Annotated in this window: 2 protein-coding genes; both read right to left on the minus strand. The window is 70.4% G+C overall.

Annotated elements, in window-relative coordinates:
• Positions 1-564: 564 nt before the first annotated feature.
• Positions 565-1230 (minus strand): response regulator transcription factor, encoded by a 666-nt coding sequence (locus ABZV34_RS38090; RefSeq protein WP_356287468.1) that lies wholly within the window; start codon positions 1228-1230, stop codon positions 565-567.
• On the minus strand, positions 1223-2341 hold the full coding sequence (locus ABZV34_RS38095; RefSeq protein ID WP_356287471.1) for a histidine kinase: 1119 nt from the start codon (positions 2339-2341) through the stop codon (positions 1223-1225). The genes ABZV34_RS38090 and ABZV34_RS38095 overlap by 8 nt, the downstream gene beginning before the upstream one ends.
• Positions 2342-2938: the final 597 nt, after the last annotated feature.

Raw genomic sequence — 2938 nt, forward strand, 5'->3', positions numbered from 1 at the left:
CCGTGCGCTCGCGCGGCGCGAAGATCGTCCCGGTGACCACCCTCACCGCGCGGCCGCGGTCGCCGTCGTCGTCCGTGCAAGCCGCTCCAACTGCGCTACCGGATAACGCTCCTGCGCCGCTGTGGCGACTCGCCGGACCCAGGGGGGCGCAGGGGTGCGGGACCGCGGTGCGGTGGCTCCGCCCGGCGGACTGGTTCGGTGCGGCCGACCGGTGGTCCATCGTCTTCTCCCGGGTTGAAAGGGTGCTGCGCGGCCCTCTGTCGCGCAGCACCATTCAGCCCGGTATCCCTCCGCGAATCGTCACTCGTTGTCGCCTGCTTCACGCTGCGCCAATCGCTCCGTCGACGGACCGGGACCGGCCTCGGCGTCACTCCAAGGAATGAGCTGACCCAGGTGGGCCGAACGAGCCGTTGCAGGGGCGGGCCGGCGGTCAGCCCCCGCCGGTGAACCGGGTGTCCGCGCTCCGGGTCCCAGGTCCCGGGTCCCGGGATGATGCGGTGCGGGTACCGGGGCGGGCTGATGGGTCCGCACCAGGGGCGGACGGGAGGCGGGTCGCGGGTCTCGTCAGCGCAGGGTCCGGCGGGCCAGTACCGCCGCCTGTGCGCGGCTCTGGCAGCCCGTCTTGGCGAGCATGCGACTGACGTGTGTCTTGACCGTGTGGAGGCTGACGACCAGCCGGTCTGCGATCTCCGCATTGCTCAGCCCGTCACCGATGAGCCGCAGGACGTCCCGCTCCCGGCGTGTCAGATCGGTGAGCCGGTCGAGATCGCCGGTGTCCGGCTGCCGCCGGGCCGCGAGGTGGCTCTCGATGATCCGCTGAGTGACAGCGGGACTCAAGGTGCGCTGTCCGGCCGCGGCGGCGCGGACCGCCGCCGTCAGCTCCTCGTAGGAGCTGTTCTTCAGGAGGAAACCGGCCGCCCCCGCCGCGAGGGCCTGGTCGACGTACTTGTCGAGGCCGAAGGTGGTCAGTATGAGCACCTGGGCACGGCCGGGGCCCAGGAGTCTGCGGCGGCCGAGTTCCTGCAGTGCCCACAGGCCGTCGCGACGGGGCATGCGGATGTCCAGCATGGCCACGTCGGGCCGCAGCCGGCCGCACATCTCGACGGCCTCCTCGCCATCGCCAGCGGTGCCGATGACCGTCACGCCGCTCTGGGCGCCGAGGATCGCGGCCAGGCCCTCGCGAATGATCCGTTCGTCGTCCGCGACGACCACGGTGATCGTGTCAGACACCGGCGGCGTCCAGGGGTGTCAGACGCGGCGGAAAGGCGGCCGACACCCGGAACCCGCCCTCTCTGGTCGGTCCGGCCCGCAGCAGGCCGCCGAGGGCTTCGACCCGTTCGCGCATGCTGACCAACCCGAGTCCGGCACCCCAGCTGACCTCGCCGGGTATCTCGGGCGCCGTGTTCTCCACTTCGCAGCGCACTCCGCCCTCGTCGGCGGCGACGGTGACCCGCACCTGCGCTCCCGGCGCGTGCCGACGGGCGTTGGTGAGTGCCTCCTGGACGATGCGGTAGACGGCCAGCTGCACCGGCCGAGTCAGATCCTGCGGTGCGCAGAGGCGGGCGGCGATCCGGCTGCCGGCGGCCCGGCCTCGTTCGAGCAGTTCGGGTAACTCCCCCAGTCCCGGTGTGGGTTGCAAAGGAGCAGACTCCTCAGGACCGCGCAACACTCCCAGCAGGTCACGCAGTTCGCTACCTGCCTGGCGGCCCGCCACGGCCAGCCCGTCGATCTGGCGACGGGCCCAGTCCGGGAGTTCGCCGCCTCGGGCGCGCAGGGTTTCCGCGCGTACCACGAGCAGAGTGAGGGAGTGTGCGACCACGTCATGCATCTCCCCGGCGATCCGGACCCGTTCCTGCTGGGCGGCCTGCTGCTCCCGCAGCTCCTGTTCGCGTGTCATCTCGTCCATCCTCCGGGCGGCGGAGGCGAGGTCGGCGCGGTGGGTGCGGGTGGCGGTGCCGAGGGCCCAGGCCAGGGGAAGGGGGGCGAGAACGGCGAGTACGTCCGAGCTGCCCTGGTACTCGGGGGCCGCGGTGAGGTGGTTGATGCACACGCCGACCGCGACGACGACGACGACGACGAGCAGCGCGATCACCGTGCGCGTGCCGTAGGGGCGGAGGTTGCCGACGGTGTAGAGGGAGACCGCGAGAGAGAGGACGACCAGGGGGGAGAGCCGCGTCTCCTGGGCGGCGCCGACGACTACAGCTGTCACCAGGACGCTCGTGACGACCACGAAGACGGCCAACGGAAGCCTGCGGCGCAACAGCAGCGCCACGCCTGTCACTGCCTCCGCGCCGATGAGCAGCCCCCAGGCGAGCGCGGAGACGTCGGTGCTCGGCTGCATGAGTAACGCGGGGCAGAGGGTGAGGGCCACGAGCCCGGCACTGGGACCCCACGACCGCGGACCGGAACGCCTGGGGAGGGGAACTTCCGTCATCCCTCTGACCTTAGTGACCTCCTTGCGGACGGTCGTCACTCCTTGGGACTATCGCTGGCACAGGCAACGTCGGGCCTGTCGGCGACCTCGTTCCCCATCGTCGATCATGGTCGTATGGCGGGAGGACGTGTCTCGTGCGGTGCTTGTCGGCCATCGCCCGGAGTGAGGCGGCACGGCCTGTCTGCCCACAGCGGCTGCCGCTGAACGGGCAACGCACACAGATCCCCTACAGCCGGTGTGTGGAGGTGAATGAACGGGTCTCCTGGCGCACCGTGGGCGGAGATTCCCAGTAGACGGGGAGTCGTGACCTTCCAATGGCTCGGTGCGAGGAGCAGGCTTCAGCTGGTATCGAGCACCCCTAGCCTGTGTGATGTCGTGATCATTCTTGGGTTCTGTCCTGTTTGAGGGGGGAATCCGGTAGGACTGTGGTGGTGACGCGTAGGCAACTCACCCATGCCCAGTGGAAGTTCGTCGAGCCGTACCTGCCGATCGGTAGGTACGGCC

Origin of the sequence: Streptomyces sp. NPDC005195 (assembly GCF_040608315.1) — a bacterium.
Lineage (GTDB): Bacteria > Actinomycetota > Actinomycetes > Streptomycetales > Streptomycetaceae > Streptomyces > Streptomyces kaempferi.